Source organism: Streptomyces sp. DG2A-72, assembly GCF_030499575.1.
In the GTDB taxonomy this organism is placed as follows: Bacteria; Actinomycetota; Actinomycetes; order Streptomycetales; family Streptomycetaceae; genus Streptomyces.
Genome location: NZ_JASTLC010000001.1, coordinates 3,237,181 through 3,259,162, shown reverse-complemented (window position 1 = coordinate 3,259,162; position 21,982 = coordinate 3,237,181). Strand labels below are relative to the sequence as shown.

The 21,982-nt window shown below is 71.1% G+C and carries 17 protein-coding genes; 10 read left to right on the top strand and 7 right to left on the bottom strand.

Annotation, left to right across the window (positions count from 1 at the left end; genetic code table 11):
• The first annotated feature begins 114 nt into the window (after nucleotides 1–114).
• On the top strand, nucleotides 115–969 hold the full coding sequence (locus QQY66_RS15515; RefSeq protein WP_301980911.1) for an NAD(P)-dependent oxidoreductase: 855 nt from the start codon (nucleotides 115–117) through the stop codon (nucleotides 967–969).
• Between the two features lie 71 nt (nucleotides 970–1,040).
• Here the strand turns inward: QQY66_RS15515 and QQY66_RS15510 are convergent, their stop codons facing one another.
• The 4 genes from QQY66_RS15510 to QQY66_RS15495 all read right to left on the bottom strand — a co-directional run bounded on the left by QQY66_RS15510 (nucleotide 1,041) and on the right by QQY66_RS15495 (nucleotide 5,023).
• Nucleotides 1,041–2,282 carry an MFS transporter gene (locus QQY66_RS15510; RefSeq protein ID WP_301980909.1) on the bottom strand — a complete coding sequence of 414 codons (1,242 nt, stop codon included), beginning with the start codon at nucleotides 2,280–2,282 and terminating at the stop codon, nucleotides 1,041–1,043.
• Nucleotides 2,279–3,583, bottom strand: coding sequence for a GH1 family beta-glucosidase (locus QQY66_RS15505; protein ID WP_301980907.1), 1,305 nt, complete (start codon nucleotides 3,581–3,583; stop codon nucleotides 2,279–2,281). The genes QQY66_RS15510 and QQY66_RS15505 overlap by 4 nt, the downstream gene beginning before the upstream one ends.
• Nucleotides 3,584–3,662: 79 nt before the next feature.
• Nucleotides 3,663–3,929, bottom strand: coding sequence for a protealysin inhibitor emfourin (locus QQY66_RS15500; protein ID WP_301980906.1), 267 nt, complete (start codon nucleotides 3,927–3,929; stop codon nucleotides 3,663–3,665).
• Nucleotides 3,930–3,949: 20 nt separating this feature from the next.
• Nucleotides 3,950–5,023, bottom strand: a complete 1,074-nt coding sequence (locus tag QQY66_RS15495) for a M4 family metallopeptidase (protein ID WP_301980904.1) — start codon at nucleotides 5,021–5,023, stop codon at nucleotides 3,950–3,952.
• 348 nt (nucleotides 5,024–5,371) lie between these two features.
• Between QQY66_RS15495 and leuA the strand changes: the two genes are divergently transcribed.
• The 9 genes from leuA (at nucleotide 5,372) to QQY66_RS15450 (ending at nucleotide 20,027) form a co-directional block, all read left to right on the top strand.
• Complete coding sequence (gene leuA, locus QQY66_RS15490) at nucleotides 5,372–7,093, top strand: 2-isopropylmalate synthase (RefSeq protein ID WP_301980903.1); 1,722 nt, start codon at nucleotides 5,372–5,374, stop codon at nucleotides 7,091–7,093.
• 262 nt (nucleotides 7,094–7,355) lie between these two features.
• Nucleotides 7,356–8,051 carry a TerB family tellurite resistance protein gene (locus tag QQY66_RS15485; protein WP_301980902.1) on the top strand — a complete coding sequence of 232 codons (696 nt, stop codon included), beginning with the start codon at nucleotides 7,356–7,358 and terminating at the stop codon, nucleotides 8,049–8,051.
• Nucleotides 8,052–8,194: 143 nt separating this feature from the next.
• Nucleotides 8,195–10,282 carry an MMPL family transporter gene (locus tag QQY66_RS15480; RefSeq protein ID WP_301980901.1) on the top strand — a complete coding sequence of 696 codons (2,088 nt, stop codon included), beginning with the start codon at nucleotides 8,195–8,197 and terminating at the stop codon, nucleotides 10,280–10,282.
• 102 nt (nucleotides 10,283–10,384) lie between these two features.
• Nucleotides 10,385–11,560: a sensor histidine kinase gene (locus QQY66_RS15475; RefSeq protein WP_301987329.1), complete on the top strand. Its 1,176-nt coding sequence runs from the start codon at nucleotides 10,385–10,387 to the stop codon at nucleotides 11,558–11,560.
• Nucleotides 11,557–12,222, top strand: a complete 666-nt coding sequence (locus tag QQY66_RS15470) for a response regulator transcription factor (RefSeq protein ID WP_301980900.1) — start codon at nucleotides 11,557–11,559, stop codon at nucleotides 12,220–12,222. Before QQY66_RS15475 ends, QQY66_RS15470 begins: the two co-directional genes overlap by 4 nt.
• Nucleotides 12,223–12,255: 33 nt before the next feature.
• On the top strand, nucleotides 12,256–13,434 hold the full coding sequence (locus tag QQY66_RS15465) for an exo-alpha-sialidase (protein WP_301980899.1): 1,179 nt from the start codon (nucleotides 12,256–12,258) through the stop codon (nucleotides 13,432–13,434).
• Nucleotides 13,435–13,695: 261 nt separating this feature from the next.
• A complete protein-coding gene (locus QQY66_RS15460; protein WP_301980897.1) occupies nucleotides 13,696–14,205 on the top strand; it encodes a sigma-70 family RNA polymerase sigma factor in 510 nt (169 codons plus the stop codon).
• Nucleotides 14,202–15,431: a hypothetical protein gene (locus QQY66_RS15455; RefSeq protein WP_301980896.1), complete on the top strand. Its 1,230-nt coding sequence runs from the start codon at nucleotides 14,202–14,204 to the stop codon at nucleotides 15,429–15,431. The genes QQY66_RS15460 and QQY66_RS15455 overlap by 4 nt, the downstream gene beginning before the upstream one ends.
• Nucleotides 15,432–15,455: 24 nt before the next feature.
• On the top strand, nucleotides 15,456–20,027 hold the full coding sequence (locus tag QQY66_RS15450; protein WP_301980895.1) for an FtsK/SpoIIIE domain-containing protein: 4,572 nt from the start codon (nucleotides 15,456–15,458) through the stop codon (nucleotides 20,025–20,027).
• 78 nt (nucleotides 20,028–20,105) lie between these two features.
• Here the strand turns inward: QQY66_RS15450 and QQY66_RS15445 are convergent, their stop codons facing one another.
• The 3 genes from QQY66_RS15445 to QQY66_RS15435 form a co-directional block, all read right to left on the bottom strand.
• A complete protein-coding gene (locus tag QQY66_RS15445; RefSeq protein WP_301980894.1) occupies nucleotides 20,106–20,435 on the bottom strand; it encodes a hypothetical protein in 330 nt (109 codons plus the stop codon).
• A 63-nt stretch (nucleotides 20,436–20,498) separates the two neighbouring features.
• The gene (locus QQY66_RS15440; protein ID WP_301980893.1) at nucleotides 20,499–20,810 is read right to left on the bottom strand and encodes a hypothetical protein; all 312 of its coding nucleotides are present in this window, start codon (nucleotides 20,808–20,810) and stop codon (nucleotides 20,499–20,501) included.
• 23 nt (nucleotides 20,811–20,833) lie between these two features.
• Nucleotides 20,834–21,775 (bottom strand): serine/arginine repetitive matrix protein 2, encoded by a 942-nt coding sequence (locus QQY66_RS15435; protein WP_301980892.1) that lies wholly within the window; start codon nucleotides 21,773–21,775, stop codon nucleotides 20,834–20,836.
• Between the last annotated feature and the right edge of the window lie 207 nt (nucleotides 21,776–21,982).

Genomic DNA, 21,982 nt, shown 5'->3' with positions numbered 1-21,982 from the left:
TCCGCCCGTCTTATCCAGGGACTGTCGATCCCCTGATCAACGGGTCTCTCCCGGCCGGCGCGTGTCTCTCCGAGGGTGGTGGCAGCAGAGCATCCGGTTCGTGAGGAGCAGATCATGTTGACACTGGTGACGGGTACGACGGGACAGGTCGGCCGGCGCTTCGTGCCGAGGCTGCTGGCGCAGGCCCGGCCCTCGGAGAGGGTGCGGGTGCTGGTACGGGACGCGGCGCGGGGTGAGCCCTTCGCAGAGCTGGGCGCCGAGGTCGTGGTCGGCGATCTGCGGGACACGGAGGCGCTCGGCAAGGCCGTCGCCGGGGTCGACGCGGTCGTCAACGTCGCGGCCTCCTTCCGCGGGGTGCCGGACGAGGAGGCGTGGGCGGTCAACCGGGACGCGGCGGTGGAGCTGGGCCGTGCCGCGCTGGCTGCCGGTGTGCAGCGGTTCGTGCAGGTCAGCACGGGGTTGGTGTACGGCACCGGACGCGGGCGCCCGCTCACCGAGGACGACGAGAGCCGGCCCGGCGGGTCGATGTGGGGCGCCTATCCCGAGTCCAAGGCGGAGGCCGAGCGGAAGCTGCTCGCGCTGGAGGGCCTGGACGTGCGCATCGGCCGGCTCCCCTTCGTCTACGGCGAGGGCGACCCGCACCTCGCCCAGTCCCTGATGTGGGCCAAGGACTGGGCGGCGACCCGGCGGCTCCAGATGGGCCATCACGCGGACGTCGCCCAAGGGCTGCTGCGCATCCTGCACGCGCCGGGAATTGCCGGCCGTATCTACAACATCGCCGACGACGCCCTCGTCACGGCGGTCGAGCTGCACCAGCTCAATGGCGTCGAGGTACCCGAGGAGCTGTACAGCCGCACCGATCCCGACCCGTGGCTCGTGATCACGTCCACCGACCGTATCCGCCGGGAGCTGGGCTACCGGCCGTTGTTCCCGAGTGTTTATGCGGCGCGGGACGCTGGGGCGCTGTGAGCGGGCGCCGTGTTCGTCCGCGGGTTCGTGGGGGCTGGTCGCGCAGTTCCCCGCGCCCCTGACGGGGCGCCTCAGTCCACGCCTCTGATCCGGCCCACCAGCACCGCCCCCGCCAGCCCGACCCCCGCCGCCACCGCGTACAGCACCCGGTACCCGCCCAGGTGCGTCACGATCGGTGCGGCCAGGGCGGGCGCCGCCACCTGGGGCAGGGCGTTGGCCACGTTGATGACGCCGAGGTCCTTGCCTCGGTCCCGTGCCTTCGGCAGGACGTCCGTCATCAACGCGAAGTCGACCGAAATGAAGACCCCCAGGCCCACGCCCAGCAGGGCCGCCACGACGATTGCGCTCGGCCAGGTCTGCCAGGCGGCCAGTAGGGCCGTGGCCGCGGCCATCAGTACCCCGGACCAGCGCACGAAGGGCTTGCGGCGGCCCACGCGGTCCGACCAGGCGCCGCCCACGACGACCGTGGCCAGCAGGGTCACGCTGTTCACGGCGGTGAGGATCAGGACGCCGGACTCGGGGTCGTCGTGGCGCAGGCGGTCCCGCAGGTAGTAGAGGAGGTAGAGGATCACGAGGGCGTTGCTGAGATTGATCAGGAAGCGGGTCAGCCACGCCCAGCCGAAGTCCGGGTAGCGGCGCGGGCTCAGCCAGAAGCCCTTGAGGAAGGCCTTCGGGGACCGGGGCGGCCGGTCCGCCACCGCCAGCCTGAGATCCCCGTATCGCAGGACGTACGGCAGCACGCCCGCCAGAGAGAAGAGCGCGCACGCCGCGTACCCCGCCGCGATCCCGCCCGCCGCCGTCGCCAGCCCCGTCCCGACCACCGCCCCCAGGATCTGCGCCGCCCCCAGCCAACCGCCCACCGAACCCCGCTGCAGTCGCGGCACACGGTCCGGCACCGCCGCCGTCACCGCCGCGAAGGCCGCGTTCAGGGTCAGCTGGACCAGGCACCAGCCCACCGCCATCGTCCACAGCCCGCCCGCGCCCGCGAGCAGCAGCAACGACAGCGCACCGCCCGCCGCGCCGGCCACGATCCACGGCGTACGGCGGCCCCAGCGGCCCGCCGTACGGTCCGACAGCGCGCCGAAGAACGGGTTGGCCGCCAGCGACACCACCGCGCCCACGCCCGTCACCCACGCCAGCAGCGTCTCCTTCGACATGCCGGTGCCGGGCGCGAAGTCCTCCGCCTGCCGGGCCAGCAGGATCTGCAGCGGGCCGTACCAGCCCACCCAGATCGCCACGTTGGCCAGCGACAGGGCCGACGTCCAGCCCCGGCCGACGTTCTCGACGGGCTCGGCAAGGGCGACCCCGGTCATCTCTGGGCCCGCAGCACATCCCGGAACCAGGCGTACGACGCCTTCGGGGTCCTGGCGAGCGTCTCGTGATCCACGTGGACCAGCCCGAAGCGGCGTGCGTACCCCTCCGCCCACTCGAAGTTGTCCAGCAGCGACCACACGAAGTAGCCGCGTACGTCCACGCCCGCCTCCACCGCCCGGTGCAGCGCGCGCACATGAGCGTCCAGGTAGGCGATCCGGTCCTGGTCGTCGATCCCCTCGTACGAGCAGCCGTTCTCGGTGATCACGACGGGCGGGAGCCGGTCGCCGTAGCGCTCGTGGAAGCCGGTGAGCAGCTCGGTCAGGCCCTCCGGGACCACCGGCCAGCCGAAGTCGGTCACCGGGACGCCGTCGATCTCGTGGACGGAGAAGGGGAGTTCGGCCGGGATGGTCAGCCCGCCGAACTCGATGTCGGTGCCCTGCGGGGCGCCCACCCGGGTCGGCGCGTAGTAGTTGACGCCGTAGAAGTCCAGCGGCTCACCGATGACCTTGAGGTCGGCCGGGACGTCACCGGGCATCAACTCGCCGATTCCCTCGGGGTATTCACCGCGCAGGACGGGGTCGGCGAAGAGGCGGTTGAGCAGCAGGTCGTAGAAGTCGGCCGCTTCCAGGTCCGCCTGTTCGCGGGAGGCCGGCCAGGTCGGGCCGTGCGAGTTGGCGATGCCGATGTCGGTGGCGCCGCAGGCGCGCAGTGCTTGTACGGCCAGGCCGTGGGCCAGGAGTTGGTGGTGGGCGGCCGGCAGCGCGTCGAACATCAGCTGCTTGCCCGGTGCGTGGACGCCGAGGGCATGGCCGAACAGGGTGTGTTCGGCGGGCTCGTTGAGGGTGATCCACTTCGAGACGCGGTCGCCCAGGCGGCCCGCCACCGTCGACACGTACTCCGCGAAGTGCGGAGCCGTGTCGCGCTTCAGCCAGTCGAGGGACACCGGGAGGTCCCAGTGGAAGAGGGTGGGGACGGGACGTACGCCCGCCGCGCACAGCTCGTCGACCAGACGGTCGTAGAAGTCCAGTCCGCCTTCGGACCGGACCCGCGGCCAGGAGATCGAGAAGCGGTACGCGTCCACCCCCAGCTCGGCCAGGAGCGCCACGTCCTCGCGGTAGCGGTGGTAGTGGTCGCAGGCCACCGCCGCCGTCGAGCCGTCCTTCACCCGCCCCGGCTCGGCCGTGAAGGCGTCCCAGACGGAGGGTTCGCGTTGGTCGGCCGCGCCCTCGATCTGGTGGGCGGACGTCGAGACGCCCCACAGGAAGCCGGAGGGGAACCGAGGTATCGGATCAGTCGCCATGCGCCGGATCATCCGTACCGCCGGTAACGGAAGTCAACGGGCAGGCGTGAACAAGCAGTTACGCCCTTTCCCCGACCGGCTACGCGCCTTCCTTGAGCACCCTGGAGATCAGCTTCCGCTGCTCCTCCGTGAGCCGGGGATCCGAGCAGTACACCGTCTTGCCGTCCACGGTGATCTGGTAGCTGAAGCCGTCCGGAACCCCGACGGGGGGCACACCCCGGCCGGACGCGACCGCGCTCTCGGCCAGGGAGTGCCACTCCTGGGCATCGGGCCGCCCCGAGGTCTCCACCTCGGCGTGCCGCTCGATGCCCGCGAATCCGCCCGTGCGCCGCACCTGAATACGCATGGGTCCTGTCTAGTACGGAACTAGAGGGTGCGCACCCCGACCTGCTCCCAGGCCTTGAGTACGGCCTGAAGCTCCTCGCTGCTGTCGCCGTACCGTGCCTTCGCGGCAGCGACCGTCAGCGTGGCGAAGTCGACGAAGAGGGCCTGTTCCTTCAGCTCGCCCCCGGTCAGCACGTCGTACCAGATCTGCCCGGCCCGCTCCCAGGCGTGACCGCCGAGCGTGGTCGCGGCGAGGTAGAAGGCGTGGTTGGGGATGCCGGAGTTGATGTGCACGCCGCCGTTGTCGCGGCCGGTGCGGACGTAGTCGTCCATCGTGCCGGGCTGCGGGTCCTTGCCGAGGACGTCGTCGTCGTACGCCGTGCCCGGCTCCTTCATGGAGCGCAGCGCCTTGCCGGTCACGCGCGGGGCGAGCAGGCCCGCGCCGATCAGCCAGTCGGCCTCGGCGGCGGTCTGGCCGAGGGTGTACTGCTTGATCAGCGAGCCGAACACGTCGGACATCGACTCGTTCAGGGCGCCCGGCTGGCCGAAGTAGGTCAGGTTGGCCGTGTACTGGGTGACGCCGTGGGCCAGCTCATGGCCGATGACGTCGATCGGGATGGTGAAGTCGAGGAAGATCTCGCCGTCGCCGTCGCCGAACACCATCTGCTCGCCGTTCCAGAAGGCGTTGCCGTAGTCCTCGTCGTAGTGCACGGTCGCGTCGAGCGGCAGTCCGTCGCCGTCGATCGAGTCGCGCCCGTACGCCTTCAGGAACAGCTCGAAGGTGGCGCCCAGGCCCGCGTAGGCGCGGTTGACGGTGGCGTCCTTGCCGGGCTTGTCGCCCTCGGCGCGGACCTTCTTGCCGGGCAGGTCGGTCTTGTGCTCGGCGTCGTGGATCGTGCGGTGCGGTTTGCCTGCGGCGGCTTCGGCTGGCGGGGCGATGGTGGGTGCGCCGAGGACTGTGGTCAGGCGGCGGTGGGTGCGCTGGTAGGCGTCGCGCTCGAGGGTCTTGCGAGCGGGGCCGGCGAGCGCGGGGTCCTCGGCCTGGGCGAGCTTGTCGAGGATGTGGGGTGGCACGACGGTGCAGAAGACGGGCGTGTAGCCCCCGTTTGTCGTCATGTTCCGCACACTTGCACTCCGTGATGCCGGTGTCACTATCGGCAACCATGATTGGTGAAATGTGGGGATGTTTGGGCGTGGGGTGGTTGCGCTGTGTTATTGGCTGCGGCGCCGTCGTGGCTTGTCGTGCAGTTCCCCGCGCCCCTGGCGGGGTGCTCTAGTCCCGCATATTGATACAGAGGCCTGCATTCGGGAGGGGCTCAGCTACGATGCTGCGCATCATGCGTTTCGGGCTGCTCCTCCTTAGCTGCCGCGGCGAGGGCCTGTAGTACAGGTCGACTCCCTCCCCGCGGAGCTTGGTGTTGCGTCGTCGGCCGTCCTTCCGGACATCCTGAGGAGCCCCGCACCATGGCAAATCGCCAGCAGCCCAGTTCTATGCCGATTCAGAAGTACGGCCGGTACGAGCAGGTCGACATTCCCGACCGCACCTGGCCCGAGAAGCGGATCGCCGCCGCCCCCCGCTGGCTCTCCACCGACCTGCGTGACGGCAACCAGGCCCTGATCGACCCCATGTCGCCCGTGCGCAAGCGCGCGATGTTCGACCTGCTGGTCAAGATGGGCTACAAGGAGATCGAGGTCGGCTTCCCGGCCTCCGGTCAGACCGACTTCGACTTCGTGCGCTCCATCGTCGAGGAAGAGGGCGCGATCCCCGACGACGTCACCATCTCCGTACTGACCCAGGCCCGCGAGGACCTGATCGAGCGGACGGTGGAGTCCATCAAGGGCGCCAAGCGCGCCACCGTGCACCTCTACAACGCCACCGCCCCGGTCTTCCGGCGGGTCGTCTTCCGTGGCTCCAAGGACGACATCAAGCAGATCGCCGTCGACGGCACGCGGCTGGTGATGGAGTACGCGGAGAAGCTGCTGGGGCCGGAGACCGAGTTCGGGTACCAGTACAGCCCGGAGATCTTCACCGACACCGAGCTGGACTTCGCGCTGGAGGTCTGCGAGGCGGTGATGGATGTGTGGCGGCCCGGTCCGGGGCGCGAGATCATCCTCAACCTGCCGGCGACCGTGGAGCGCTCGACGCCGTCCACGCACGCGGACCGCTTCGAGTGGATGGGCCGCAACCTGTCCCGCCGTGAGCACGTCTGCCTGTCGATCCACCCGCACAACGACCGCGGTACGGCGGTGGCGGCGGCCGAGCTGGCGCTGATGGCCGGCGCCGACCGCGTCGAGGGCTGCCTGTTCGGACAGGGTGAGCGCACCGGCAACGTCGACCTGGTCACCCTGGGCATGAACCTGTTCTCACAGGGCGTCGACCCGCAGATCGACTTCTCCGACATCGACGAGATCCGTCGTACGTGGGAGTACTGCAACCAGATGGAGGTCGACCCGCGCCACCCGTACGTGGGCGACCTGGTCTACACGTCCTTCTCCGGCTCCCACCAGGACGCCATCAAGAAGGGCTTCGACGCGATGGAGGCCGACGCGGCGGCTCGCGGGGTCACCGTCGACGACATCGAGTGGGCCGTGCCCTACCTGCCGATCGACCCGAAGGACGTCGGGCGGTCCTACGAGGCGGTCATCCGCGTCAACTCGCAGTCCGGCAAGGGCGGGCTGGCGTACGTCCTGAAGAACGAGCACAACCTGGACCTGCCGCGCCGGATGCAGATCGAGTTCTCGAAGATCATCCAGGCGAAGACGGATGCCGAGGGCGGCGAGGTCACGCCGAAGGACATCTGGGCGATCTTCCAGGACGAGTACCTGCCGAACCCCGGGAATCCGTGGGGTCGGATCCAGGTCAAGAACGGCCAGTCGACGACCGACACGGACGGTGTGGACACGCTCCACGTCGAGGCGGAGGTGGACGGCGTCGAGACGACCCTGGTCGGCACGGGCAATGGTCCGATCTCGGCCTTCTTCCATGCGCTGCAGGGCATCGGCATCGATGCGCGGCTGCTGGACTATCAGGAGCACACGATGAGCGAGGGGGCGTCCGCGCAGGCCGCGTCGTACATCGAGGTGGCGATCGAGGACAAGGTTCTGTGGGGGATCGGGATCGATGCGAATACGACGCGTGCGTCGCTGAAGGCGGTTGTCTCCGCCGTCAACCGGGCAGGTCGTTGATCGGCTGACGCGCCGTCGTGGCTGGTCGCGCCCACGCGGCGGAGCCGCATATCGACACAGCCCCGCGCCCCTTTAGGGCGTTGTTGCGCCCGGCGTTCAGAGGCCCCGTCTGCCGTATTCCGGTGGGCGGGGCCTGTCGTATTCCGGCCAATCCCTGTGCAGGTCACGGGTAGGTCTCGTCCGGGGTACTGACTCTGGCTCAACAATGTGGCTAACATCACGCGAGCGCGGCGATGTTGCCGTGGGGTTACGGAGGTGCGACGTGCTGCCAGGACGGGGACGAGACGGCCGTGCTGCCAGGCGTGCGCGCATTCTGGGCACCCGTACTTCGTGGAGTGCCGTCGGGGACGGTGAGTTCTTCTGCCCGGGGTGTGGGGGAGACCGGAACTATCAGCGGCTGACCGGGCGCCGCCGGTTCACGATGCTGGGTGTGCCCGTGCTGCCGCGGGGTGAGTCCGGGCCGGTGGTGGAGTGTGCGGCCTGCCGTCGGCACTTCGGCACGGATGTGATGGACCACCCGACGACCACGCGGTTCTCCGCGATGCTCCGCGACGCCGTGCACACCGTCGCCCTCGCGGTCCTCGCCGCGGGCGGCACCTGCAGTCGTACGTCTTTGGAGGCGGCGGCGACCGAGGTCCGTGCCGCCGGGTTCGACGACTGTACGGAGGACCAGCTGAACGCCCTCGTGGAGGCGCTCGCCGCGGACACCGGCCGGGTCTACGGCGAGCCGTGCGGGGCAGGTCTGGCCATAGAGCTGCACGAGGCCCTCGATCCGCTGGCCCCGCACCTCGCCGCGGCGGGCCGGGAGTCGATCCTGCTGCAGGGCGCGCGGATCGCCCTCGCGGACGGGCCGTACACCCCGGCCGAGCGGGATGTGCTCAGCACGGTGGGGGCGGCGCTCACGATCTGCGGGGACGATGTGAGCCGGTTGCTGGCGGCGGCGCGTACACCGTCGTAGCCGTACTCCCCGGGGAGTAACGCGGCCTGCGTGCCGCCCCTGGCAGTACCCCTCAACTCGCCCTCACGCGCGACGAATCGCCCCCCTCCCGCCGGGAGTCTGGAGAACGACCCAGACACCCCGACCGGAGGGAGGCCCGTCACATGGGGGCCGCAAGGACATCCGTACGGCGGCGGCGTGCCGTGCCCTGGCTGGTGCTCGGGCTGTGGATCGCCGTGCTGGCGATCGCCTCGCCGTTCGCCTCGAAACTCGGTGACGTCCAGCGTGACCGTGCCGTCGACTATCTGCCGGCCAGTGCCGACTCCACTCAGGTCGCCAAGATCCAGGAGCGGCTGCCCGGTGGTGAGGCCACCGAAATGGTCGTCGTCTACCACCGCGACGGCGGACTGACCGCCGCCGACAAGGCCACCGCCGCCGGCCAGATCGACCGGATCGCGGGCGCGCACACCCTGACCGGCGAACCGGCCGGCGTGCCGTCCCGGGACGGCACCACCCTGATGTACCCGGTGGCCAGCACCGAGCCCGGCACGGACGAGAAGGCCCGGGACGAGCTGGTCAACGACGTACGGGACATCGCACAGGGCGGGGATGGGCTGAACGTCGACGTCGGCGGTTCGGGGGCGCTCGCCACGGACGCCGCCGAGATCTACAACTCGCTCGACGGACCGCTGCTCTACACCACCGTCGCAGTCGTCGCGCTGCTGCTGATCATCATCTACCGCAGCCCGTTCCTGTGGCTGGTGCCGCTCTTCGTCGCAGGCATGGCCGACTATCTGTCGATGGGCGTCGCCTACGGGCTCAACCAGTGGTTCGGGACGTCCGTGTCCGGCCAGAGTTCCGGGATCATGACGATCCTCGTGTTCGGGGCGGGGACCGACTACGCGCTGCTGCTCGTCTCCCGGTACCGGGAGGAACTGCGGCGCATCGAGCGGCCGTACGACGCCATGGTCGCCGCCCTGCGCGGCTGCGGGCCCGCCGTGCTCGCCTCCTCGGGCACCGTCGCCGCGGGACTGCTGTGCCTGCTCGCCGCAGACCTCAACTCCAGCCGGGGCATGGGCCCGCTCGGCACGGTCGGCGTGCTGTGCGCGCTGGTGGCCATGCTGACCCTGCTGCCCGCGCTGCTGGTGCTGCTGGGCCGACGGGTGTTCTGGCCGCTGGTGCCGCGCTACGGCACTCAGCCCAAGGTCCGCCGGTCGCTGTTCTCCGCGATGGGCAGCTCCGCCGGGCGGCGTCCGCTGACCGTGCTCGCCGGTGGCGCGGTCCTGCTCGGGGCGCTCGCGCTGGGCACGCTGAACCTGCCCGGCACCATCAAGCAGGAGGACTCCTTCACCAGCAAGCCCGAAGCGGTCGCCGCCATGGAGACCCTGGCCACGGCCTACCCCGAACAGGGCACGCAGCCCATCAGCGTCATCGCACCCACCGACCGTGCCGACGCCGCCCTGGCCGACATCCGCGACACGGGCGGCGTGGAGAGCGCCGAACGCGGTCGCAGCGGCGACGGCTGGACCGAGATCTCCGTACTCGCCGCCGCCCCGCCGCAGTCCCCGGGCGAGACCCGCACCATCGAGGATCTGCGTGACCGGCTCGACGGCTCCTACGTCGGCGGAGCGAGCGCCGAGCAGATCGACCTGAAGGACACCAACGCACGGGACCGGCTGATCGTCGTACCGATCGTGCTGCTCTCGGTCCTGCTGATCCTCGTCGCGCTGCTGCGTAGCATCGTCGCTCCGCTGCTGCTGGTGGCCGCCGTGGTCGCGGTGTGGGGTGCGGCGCTCGGCATCGGCGGGCTGGTCTTCGGGCCGGTGTTCGGCTTCGAGGGCACCGACCCCGGACTCGGGCTGCTGTCCTTCGTGTTCCTCGTCGCCCTCGGCGTCGACTACGGCATCTTCCTGATGCACCGGATGCGGGAGGAGGCGCTGAAGGGCGCCGAGCCCGTGGCAGCCGCCCTGACCGCGCTGCGGACGACGGGCGGGGTCATCGCCTCCGCGGGACTGGTCCTCGCGGCCACCTTCGCGGTGCTCACCAACATGCCGCTCGTCCAACTCGTCGAGCTGGGCTTCGTCATCGCGGTGGGCGTCCTGCTCGACACCTTCCTCGTCCGCACCTACCTGGTCACCAGCGCGAGCGTCGCGCTGCGCCGCAAGGTGTGGTGGCCGGGCCGCCTCTCCCGCGAGCCCGAACCGCCGGTACCGCCGAAGGAACCCGAGCCGGTGACCGCGTCCGCCCACTGACCCGAACAGGCGCCCCTCTCCCGGAGGGGCGCCCTCCGCACGGAAGATGACCCTGTGCAGGCAACCACCACAACGGCACCTCCCCGCCTGGGCGAGCGGGTCATGGCGGCGATCAACCGCGACCCCCGCACCGCCCCGCACGGCATGCGCAACGACGCGCTGCTGGCCGGGGCGCTCGCCGTCGTCGCCACGGCCCTCGCCCTGCTCGGCGACCACGGGCTGCGGCCCGACGCGCTCGGCTGGACCCTGCTGCTCGCCGCGCATGTGCCGCTCGTGTGGCGGCGCCGCCGCCCGGTGCCGGTCCTGCTCGTGGTGCTGGCCTGCGTCGCTCCGTACCACGCCCTCGACAACAACCACAGCGCGCCCATCCCGGCGACCATGGTGGTGCTGTACACGATCGCGGCGACCGGCACGGTGCGCCGTACGCTGCTCACCGGCACCACGATCCTCGGCGTGACGCTGATCATCAACGCCCTCACCAACCCCAACGGGGTGGTGGAGCTCCTGCGGATCTCCGGCTGGGTCATCGCCGTCCTCTTCCTCGGCATCGACATCCGCTACTACCGCCAGTACGTCGCCGCCATCGTCGAACGCGCCGTACGCGCCGAACGCACCCGCGAGGAGGAGGCCCGCCGCCGCGTCGCCGAGGAGCGCCTCCGGATCGCCCGGGACCTGCACGACCTGCTCGCGCACAGCATCACCCTCATCGGAGTGCAGACCTCCGTCGCCGCGCATGTGCTCGCCGCCGACCCCGAGCGCCTGGACCGGGAGACGGTCGCCAAGGCCCTCGACGACATCGCCGAGACCTGCCGGACGGCGCGCGGCGAGCTGCGTACGACGCTGGAGGTGCTGCGGGAGCACGGCTCGCCGGACGCGCGCGGTGCGCTGCCCGGCCTGGACGGACTGTCCGACCTCGTGGAGGCCGCCCGGCTCGCGGGCGCGCGCGTGGAGCAGACGGTACGGATTCGGCACGCCCCGCCCGCCGTCGGCGCCGCCGCCTACCGCATCGTCCAGGAGGCGCTGACCAACGCCGTACGGCACGCGGGACCCGAACCGTCCGTCCGCGTCGACCTGCACGAGCGGGACGGTGCCCTGCACCTCACGGTCACCGACGACGGCACCGGGGCCGGGAATGCCGCGCAGCCCGGTTTCGGGCTGGTCGGCATGCGCGAGCGGGCCCGCAGTGTGGGCGGCACCCTCGTCGCCGGACCGCGCGCCCAGGGCGGCTTCGAGGTGGCCGCCGTACTGCCCATGAACGTGCTGGAAGGGACCGGATGACCATCCGAGTACTGCTCGCGGACGACCAGAACCTCGTGCGCGCCGCGTTCGCCATGCTCATCGAGTCGGCCCCGGACATGGAGGTCGTCGGCCAGGCGGGCACCGGCCGCGAGGCCGTGCGGCTGGCCCGCAGCGAACGCGCCGACCTGGTGGTGATGGACATCCGCATGCCCGACCTGGACGGCATCGAGGCGACCCGGCAGATCGCCGCCGACGAGGACCTGGCCGGCGTCAAGGTCCTCGTCCTCACCACCTACGACACCGACGAGCACATCGTCGAGGCGCTGCGGGCCGGCGCCTCCGGCTTCCTGGTGAAGGACACCCGTCCGGCCGAACTGCTGGACGCGATCCGGACGGTGGCGGCCGGGGAGGCGCTGCTGTCGCCGGGGCCGACGGCACGGCTGATCGAGCGACTTCTGCGCAGCCCTTCGGCTCCGCCGGCGGCGGGCGGGCCCGAATGCCTGTCCGAACGGGAGCGCGAGGTGCTCACTCTGGTGGCGCGCGGGCTCAACAACACCGAGATCGCCGAGGCGTTGGGGCTGAGCCCGCTGACGGCGAAGACGCACGTCAGTCGGATCATGGGGAAGCTGGGGGCGAGGGACCGGGCGCAATTGGTCATCGTGGCGTACGAGTCGGGGATGGTCACACCGGGGACCATGTGACGGACAGCATCCGACGATCCGTCAGGGAGAGGGATGAGACTCCTGATCCGCACCCTCCTCGTCACCGCAGTACTCCTCAGTCCCCTGGCCGCTCCCACGGCCACCGCCTCGGCAGCCGCCTGTACCACCTCACTGCCGTACGTCTCCGGAAAGGGCGGCTACGACACCTACCGCATCCCCGCCACCGTGAGTACCGGCGAGGGCACGATCCTCGCCTTCGCCGAGGGCCGGCGCGACGGCGCCGGCGACACCGGCAACATCGATGTCGTCCTGCGCCGCTCCGGCGACGGAGGCTGCACCTGGGGCCCGCTCCAGGTCGTCGCGGCCGGCGGCGGGAACACCCGGGGCAACCCGGCGCCCGTGTACGACCCGCGCGCCGACGCGGTCATCCTGCTCACCTCCTACAACAGCGGGGACGTGACGGAGAGTCAGATCATGCGCGGCGAGGTCACGCCCCAGCAGAGCCGCCGGGTGTTCGTGCAGCGCAGCTGGGACGACGGCCTCAGCTTCACACCGCCGCGCGACATCACCACCCGCGTCAAGCCGCGGAACTGGCGCTGGTACGCGACCGGACCGGGCCACGCCGTCGCCCTGACCCGCGGCCCGCACACCGGACGCCTGGTGGTCCCCGCCAACCACTCCACGGCCCCGCCCGCCGGCTCCACCGACACCGGCCAGGAGTCCAAGTACTACGGCGGCCACGCCCTCTACAGCGACAACGGCGGCCAGACCTGGAACCTGGGCTTCGTCGACACCACCTACGACGGCTACAACAACGCCAACGAATCCACCGCCACCCAGCTCACCGACGGCCGCCTCTACTTCAACTCCCGCGACCACAACGGCACGAGCACCGGCAACCGGCTCGACAGCCATTCGAGCAGCGGCGCGCGGAAGCTGGACCGCCCCTACCGGGTGCAGCCCAGCCTCAACGACGTGCCCGTGGTGGAGGCCAGCGTCCTCCAGGTCCAGTCGGGCCCGCTGCTGTTCTCCGGCCCGTCCGTGCCCACCGCCCGGCGGTCCATGGCGATCTGGCGCAGCAAGGACGCCGGAAAGACGTTCAAGAAGGTCCGCACCCTGGACGGGCGCCGGGCCGCCTACTCCGACCTGGTGCAGGTGAACCGGAGCACGGTCGGGATCCTGTACGAGACGGGGACGAGCGGGACGTACGAGACGATCGAGTTCCGCCGGCTTCCGGTCAGCGGGCTCTAGACGAGTCCGACCACACATGCGAGGAGGTGCACTGAAGGTCCCGGCATTCCTTCCTGATTGGGCAACTCGCCTGTTGCTGTTGCCCATTGGGAGCTGAACTCTGAGCTATATCTGAGGTGACTCTGCTCTCTTTTGTCGTTATTGGGCAAAAGGTGACACAGGAAAAATCGGCAGGATGTCAATAGCCTCGGAGTTCCACCACGGCCCAGTGGGCCCGGTGCCCCCATGTCGCCCCACAGAGAGCGTCGTTGGAGCCACACCATGTCTCACGCTCAATTACCCGGCTCTCCCCCAACCGCTGAGCGCTACCGGGCTCGCCTGCTCCGCTACGCGTACCGGCTCACCTCCGGAGACCGGCACCGCGCCGAGGACATCGTGCAGGAGACGATGTTGAGGGCCTGGCTGGCCGCCGCCGACCTCGACCGGTACGACGAGGACCGCCGGATCGCCTGGCTCTACCGCGTCGCCCGCAATCTCGCGGTCGATGCCCGCCGACGCGACCGCGCCGTTCCAGTCGGCGTGATCCCGGACGACATGGTGCACCGGCCGGACAGTGCCGGCGACCTGGCCGACGGCGTCGCCGACCGTCAGGTCGTCCGGCTGGCCCTGGCGGGACTGTCGCCCGAGCATCGCGAGGTGCTGTTCCACATCCACTTGCGCGACCACACCCGGGCGCAGGCCGCGCGGACCATCGGGGTCCCGCAGGGCACCGTCAAGTCGCGTAACCACTATGCCCTGTTGGCGCTACGAGACCAGATCCAGGCGGCATGAGGAACACCGATCCCTTCGTCTTCTTCCGGCAGCACAGTGACACCATCTACCGGGTGCTCGGCATCGCCGGAGCGCTGCTGCTGGTCTTCCTGCTGCTGCGCGTGTGGGCGATGCGCTGGGGCGGCTGGCGCGCGGCCTGGGCGCGGCTGCGCCGTGAAGTGGCCGTCACGCGTTACGCGTTCACCGCGCCCGTGCGGGCCTGGTACCGCCACCGGAGGAGTCTGCGGCTGCTCGTACGGCAGTTGGGCACCCCCGCGAACTGGCGGGACGCAGAACGGGCCCTGGCCGCGGCCCGGTTGGCCGCCGCGCCGGCCCGGCCGTACGCCGCGCTGGTGGCCTCCGACTCGGTCGCCGTGCTCCTCGCCGGGACCGAACTCGCGCAGCCCGACCCCGACGGGGCGTGGTGGACGGAGCCGGACCAACCGGAGCGATGGCTCGTGGCCCGCGCGGACCTGCCCTCGGTGACACCGGAGGCGGCCGACGTCCGCCCGATCATCGTCGCCGTCGGTGAGGCGGACCGGTCGGTGGCCTTCCTCGACCTGGCCGTCGGCCCGCCCGTGCTCTCCGTCACCGGGAACGACCGGGCGGCCACGGCCCTGGTCCAGGCGGTCGCCGCGCAGCTCGACGTACGGCTGCCGAGCCCGCTGGTCGTCGTCGCCGAGGGCGTGCACCGGGACTACCCGGGCCCCCCGGTGCGGTCGGCCTACCGGACCGCCCGGGAGACCCCGCCCCGGCTCGGTGTCGCACCTGTGCTGATCGCGGCCGAACTGCCGGACCCGCTGCCCCCGGAGTTCGCCGCCCCGCCCGGGGACGACCCCACGGTCCGGGCAGTGGTCCTGGGCCCCGGCCGGGCATACGTCCGCTCCCTGCTGACCGACCGGCACGGCAGGGTGGCCGTCACCGGGACCCCGCTGCTGGCCCGCTGCGGCCCGCTGGGCCGCGCCGTGGCCAGGGCGCTGCCCTCGATCCCGCCCGTCCTGCCGCCCGCCTCGGCCGCCGAGGCCTCGACCGGACTGTCCGGCCGCCATGCGCGCGACCTGTTCGAAGAAGAAGAGGAAGACCAAGACGTGGGGGAAGCGCCGAGGGTGTCCCGCGGTACGCCTGACGCGTCCGGCACATCCCTGCACACGAGCGGCGAGGCCCCGCTCCCCGGCGCCTCCCGCACGGCCGGCCCCCGCCCGGAGCCCGCCGCCCCGGCCCCCGGCACCACGTCCACGCACAGCTGACCCTCGCCCACCGGTTGGACCCACGTGAACCTCATCCTCACCACCGCCGACCCGGCCGGGCGCCGGGCGGACCATCTGCTGGACCTGCCCGAGGGGGCCACGGTCGGCGACCTCGGCGCCGCTCTGGAGGCAGGGCCGCTGTATCTGGGCGACCGGCTGCTCGGCCCCGATCTGCCCATCGGCGCCAGCGGCATCCGTGCGGGCGTCGTGGTCGGCCTGGGCGCCCCCGTGCCGGCCCGCACGGCCGCCCGCGCCTGGGAACCTCCCTCCTCCGACCCGGAGTTGGTGGAGATCCGGCATGTGGGCGGGCCCGGCGCCGGGCGGTCCTGGCGGCTGGGGCCCGGCAGTCACGAAGCCGGCACCGACCGGGGCTGCGCCCTGCGGCTGGACGGCGGGGGCGCGCCCGAGCAGGGCGTGTGGATCACCGTGGGCACGGACGGCACGGTGACCTACCGGCTGCCCGGCAACGCCGACCAGGCCCGCTGCGGGCTGCGCAGCCTGACCCCGCCGCCGCCCGTCGACCCGGAGACCGGGACCCCGCTGACCGCCGAGGAACCGGCGGGCCCGCAGGACGGCGGCCCCGGCGGGCACACCCCGCAGCCCGCCCGGCCGGGACCGGACGGTCTGCCGCAACAGCCCCCGCTGCCCCCGGTCGGCTGGCTTCCGCCGCCGGACGACGGCTCGGAGGACTGGCCCGCGTACGCCGACCTGTCGCTCGGTGACCATCTGCTGCGGCTGAGCCCGCTGTTCGACCCGGACGCGGCCGTCAACCCCTCGGCCGACGGCCTGGCCATCGAGTACAACCGGCCGCCGCGCATCGCCCCGCACCTGGACAGCGAGCAGATCCGTATGCAGGGTCCGCCCGGCGAACGCGGCTCACGGCCGTTCCCTGTGCTGATGATGCTGATGCCGCTGGTCATGGGCCTCGTCCTGATGAGCCTGTTCCGCTCCTTCTACTTCATCATCTTCATCTTCTTCACGCCGATCATGGCGGTCAGCAACTGGATCATGGGCCGCCGCACCGGGCGCAAGCAACAGGAGGAGGCACTGCGCATCTACCGGCTGCGCCGCGCCTCCCTGGAGCTGGAGATGCGCGACGCGACCGTGGCGGAACGGCAGTTGCGCAACATCACGTTCCCCGACCCGGCCACCGTCCTGCTCACCGCCACCGGCCCCGGCAGCCTGCTGTGGCAGCGCCGCCGCCGCGACCCCGACCACCTCACCCTCAGGCTCGGCACGGTCACCCGCCCGTCCCTCAAGCGCATCGACGACCAGGCCCGCGAGTCCAACCACCGCCAGGTGCACTGGCGCCTGGCCGACGTGCCGTTCGGCGTCGAACTGGCCGACTTCGGCGTCGTGGGCCTGTCCGGGCCCGGCGGCACCCCTCGTACGGTGGCCTGCTGGGCCGTCGCGCAGGCCGCCGTCCTGCACAGTCCCCGGGACCTGCGGATCGTCGTCCTCACCGACGACGCGCACGCGGACGCCTGGAACTGGGTGCGCTGGCTGCCGCACCTGCGGCCCGACCGCCGCGGCTCGGTCATCGCGCTCGGCAACGACCCGGAGAGCACGGCCCACCGCGTCAACGAACTGATCGCCGACATCCAGGCCAGGACGTCCGCCGCCACCTCCGCGCTGGGCCACACCCTGCTGCGCGAACCGGATGTGCTGGTCGTCCTCGACGGTGCCCGTCGGCTGCGGGACGTGCCCGGCGTCGTCCAGGTCCTGACCGGCGGACCCGGTGTGCGGATCTTCAGTCTGTGCGTGGACGAACGCGAACGGCTGCTGCCCGAGGAGTGCACCGCCGTCATCACGGCGGAGGGCAACCGGCTGACCGTACGGGCGTCCGGAGTGCCCTCCGTGGAGGACATCCGGGCCGACCTGGTCGGCGCCGACTGGTGCGAGGAGGTCGCCCGCGCTCTCGCGCCCGTGCGGGACGTCACGGTCGACAGCGACTCCGGGCTGCCCTCCGACGTACGGCTGCTGCCGCTGCTCGGCCAGGAACCGCCCGACCCGGCCGCGATAGCGGCGGGTTGGGCCCGCCGGCCGGCCTCCACCATGTTCACGCTCGGCGCCGGGTACGAGGGCGAGCTCCGCCTCGACCTGGTCAGGGACGGGCCGCACGGGCTGATCGGCGGCACCACGGGATCCGGCAAGTCCGAGCTGCTGCAGACCATGATCGCCTCACTGGCCGCCGTCAACCGGCCCGACGAACTGGCCTTCGTGCTGGTCGACTACAAGGGCGGCAGCGCCTTTAGCGAGTGCGCCGAACTCCCGCACACCCTCGGCATGATCACCGACCTGGACGGTCATCTGGTGCAGCGGGCCCTGGCCTCGCTGGACGCCGAACTGCGCCGCCGTGAACGCGTGCTGGCCGACGTCGAGGCCAAGGACCATCCCGAGTACCGGGCCAAGCGGGCCCGCGACCCGAAGCTGCCCGCGCTGCCCCGACTGCTCCTGGTCATCGACGAATTCGCCACCCTCGTAAGGGAGTTGCCCGAGTTCGTGCCGGGCCTGATCAGCCTCGCCCAGCGCGGCCGCTCGCTGGGCCTGCACCTCGTCCTGGCCACCCAGCGGCCCGGTGGCTCGGTCAGCAACGAGATCAAGGCCAACACCAACCTCCGGATCGCCCTGCGGGTGACCGACCGCTCCGAGAGCCAGGACATCATCAACGCGCCGGAAGCGGCCAGCATTTCGCCCTCCACCCCGGGCCGCGCCCTCATCCGGCGCGGATCCGGCGCCCCCACCCCGTTCCAGACGGCCTGGGTGGGCGCCGAGCGCGCCTCAGCCGCCACGCCCGAATCGGTGACGCCTTCCCGTCCCGTACGAGGGGTCGAGCTGACCTGGAACCGGCTGGGCCGCCCCGCCGACCTGGCCGCGGAGGACGAGCACGAACCCTTCGAGTACCGCACCGGCGGCGAGGAACCCGTCACCGACCTGAGCGCCCTGGTCGAGGCTCTCGGCCGGGCCGCCGAGCTCCTCGACGACTACAAGCCGCAGCGCAGCCCCTGGCTGCCCCCGCTGGCCGAGACCGTCCGCATGGAATCCCTGCCGCCCTGCCCGCCGCCCGAACCCGGTGGGCTGCCGCTGGTGCCGTACGCCCTCATGGACGTCCCGCAGTTGCAGCAACAACGGCTCGGCACGATCGACTTCGCGAGTTTCGGCCACCTCTACGTCATCGGCTCGCCCCGCTCCGGGCGCACCCAGGTCCTGCGGACCGTCGCGGGCTCCGCCGCCCTCGTCATCCCCAGCTCCGACCTGCACATCTACGGCATCGACGCGGCCGGCGGCGGTCTCGCCGCCCTGGAGTCCCTGCCGCACTGCGGAGCGGTCGTCTCGCGGCACGACACGGAACGCCTGGAGCGGCTGATCTCCCGCCTGACGGCAGAGTTGACGGCCCGTCAGCGCTTGATCTCGCAGCACAGCGCCGCCGGCATCGGCGAACTGCGCGCCAAGCTCCCCAAGGACCGTCGCCCGGCCCGTCTGCTGCTGCTCATCGACGGCTGGGACGCGCTCAGCGCGATGCTCGACGACTACGACGGGGGCCGGCTGTACTCCGAGGTCGTACGGCTGCTGAGGGAGGGCGCGGCGGCCGGAATCCATGTCATCGCCACCTCCGAACGCATCCTGCTGGGCGGCCGCCTCGCCGCCCACAACGACAGCCGGTTCCTGCTCAAGCAGGCCGACCTCAGCGACTACAACGTCGCCGGAATGGGCCGTGGCAAGGTTCCGGCGCACATCCCGCCCGGCCGCGGCTGGCACGCCCCAAGCGGTGTCGAGGCCCAGATCGCGCTGCTGCCCACCGAGGACGGCGCCGACCAGGGCGAGGCGCTGGCCGAGATCGGCCGCCGCACCACCGCGCGCGACTCCGCGCTCCCGGTCGTCCGCCGTCCCTTCCGCATCGAGGAACTCCCTTCCCTGATCGGCTTCCAGGAGGCGGTGGACCGCGTCCCCAAGGCCCAGCGCCGCCCGCTGTGGGCCCTGGTGGGCATCGGCGGCGACACTGCCGAGCCCCTGGGCTTCGACTTCGCGGCCGGCGGCGGCTCCTTCCTGGTCGCCGGGCCCCCGCGCTCGGGGCGCAGCACGACGCTCGCCTCCATGTGCGTGTCCCTCCTGATGGGCGGCACGGCACTCGTCGTCCTCGCGCCGCGCGACTCGCAGCTGCGGCAGCTCGCCGCACACGATCTCGCCCACGTCATCACCGACCACGACCCCTCGGCGGACGCGGTCACCCAGGCCCTGCGCGCGGTCTCGGGGAAACCGGTGGTCATCGTCGTGGACGACGCGGACCTGCTCCTGTCGTGCGGGGCCGACAAGGTGCTCCGGCAGGTTGCCACTTCGGGGCGCGACCGACAGCAGGGCCTGCTGCTCGCCGGGCTGCCCGAGTCGATGAGTTCCCTCGGCTGGGTCGGTATGGCCCGCCGTTCGCGGCGCGGCATCCTGCTCGGGCCGAAGTCGATCGGGGAGGGCGACCTCATCGGGGTGCGGATCTCCTCCGAGCAGGTCCGTACCCCGCTGGCCCCCGGCCGCGGCTGGACGGCGAGCGAGGCGGGCGCCCCGATCGCGGTCCAGGTGCCGCTCACGGTGCTGGACGGCTGAGCAGGCAGTGAAGAAGGGGGGTGGGGCCGCTGGACAGCGGCCCCACCCCCCTTCTTCACTGCTGGCTCTACTACTGGGTCAGGCGTTCGCCTCGCTCTGGGCCTTGATGACCTCGTTGGCGATGTCCTGGTCGGACTGGGCGATCGACTCGCCGATGTCCTGGAAGCTCTTGCCGTACTCCCCGATGTTGCTGGCCGAGGACTTCATCTGCTTGCTGAAGGCTTCGTACGCGTCCCTGAGCGCGGGGCTGGCCTTCTCGAAGACCAGGCCGTCCTGGAGCAGGCCGCTCACCGTGGTCTCCAGGTCGGTCAGTTCGTTGGAGATGTCGGTGAGCTTGTTGCCCATGGCCGTGGCGGCCCGGGCGATCTCGTCGTAATCGAAAAGGACATCGGGACTTCCTGCTGCCATCGTGATCCTCCTGAGGGGTGTCCGACTGCTCGGGCTACTGGACGGGTGACCGGGCCCGGAGGGCTACTGGCCGCTGCTGTTGACCTTCTCGGCGATGTCGTGGTCCATCCCCTTCACCGACTCCATGATCTTGCGGAACTGCTCGGCGTAACCCTTGATGCTGTCGGTGGCCTCCTTCAGCGAGGTGGTGAACTTCTCGTACTGGACCTGGAGGGCGGGGCTGGACTCGGTGAGGATCAGAGCCGTGTCCAGGAGGGTGTCCACTTCCTGCTTGGCCTCGTCCATGCGCGGGACCAGGGTCTGGTCGACGCTCGTGTCCAGCAGGCCGGCGACACGTTCGATCTCGGCGTAGGAGAGGCTGATGTTGGCTGCCATGGGGAGGGGTCCTTTCCCGGTCTCTACTCTTCTTCGTCGTCTTCGGGGGTCACCCATTCCGCGTCCGGGCCGGAGCGGGTGGAGACGGTGACCTTGCCGTCCTGGTCGGTGCTCGTCATGGTTCCCGAGCCGTCGTCGCTGATCGTGAAGACGCTGGTGGTCTTCGAACCGTCCGCGTAGGTGGTGACCATGGTGTAGTCGCGGGCGTCGAAGGCGTCCTTGGTGCCGTCGCCCTCCGGATCGATGATCTTCGGGGCGGAGTCGTACGTGGTGACCGACGTGTAGGACTGGCCGTCGGGGGTGGTGATCGTCGACGTCTCCTTCATGACGTCGTGCTGGTCGTTCAGCTCGACCTTGACCTCGACCGTCCCGTGCTCGTCCTCGTAGGTGTACGTGGTCGGCGGGTCGTCGGAGGGCTTCTCCGGTGCGGGGCCCGGCGGATCGGGGGCGTCCTCGTCGTTCTGCCAGGTCTCGCACCAGGAAGGGGCGCCGTCGGCCCGGCAGACCTCACTGATGTCGGCGTCCGGGTTCTGGTCGAAGTACTCGCCGGCGCCGATCTTGTCGAGGTAGGCGTCCCAAGCGGTCTTGTCCTCCTGCCAGGCCTCGTACGCCGCCGTGTCGTTCTTCCATTCGTCGAGGCCGATGCTGGAGCCCATCAGCCCCGCCGCGCTGGAGAGCTGGGCGTCGGCGTCGAAGAAGGTGTTGGCAACGGAGCTGAAGACGTCCGCCAGTTGGCCGAGCCCGTCCTTGGCCTGCTTCGTACGGGAGCTGGAGCGGCGGTAGAAGAGGTTGAACGCGGAGGAGAGACCGGAGTCACCGAAGACCGCCCTGCGCTCGCTGGAGGTGTCCTCGCCCACCTCCTTGAACGCCCCGGTCGCACCGCCCGAGTCGGCCTGGTCGGCCAGGTCGTGCATCTTCTTCTGGACCGTGTGCAGGGCCGAGTAGTCGATGGAGAAGTCCGCCACGCGTCGTACCTCCTGGTGTGCCGTCCGTCTCTTCCGCCCCATCCACGCACCAGGACCCCGGAATGGTTCAACAGGCACTGTTTTCCCATGCGTTGAACCATCTCGGGGTCCCGGTGCGTGGACGGTACGGACGACGGCCCGTACGTACGTCCCACGTCACGTCCGCGTGCGTCCCGGCGCACGTCCCGGCAGCAGAAGGAGGCGCCC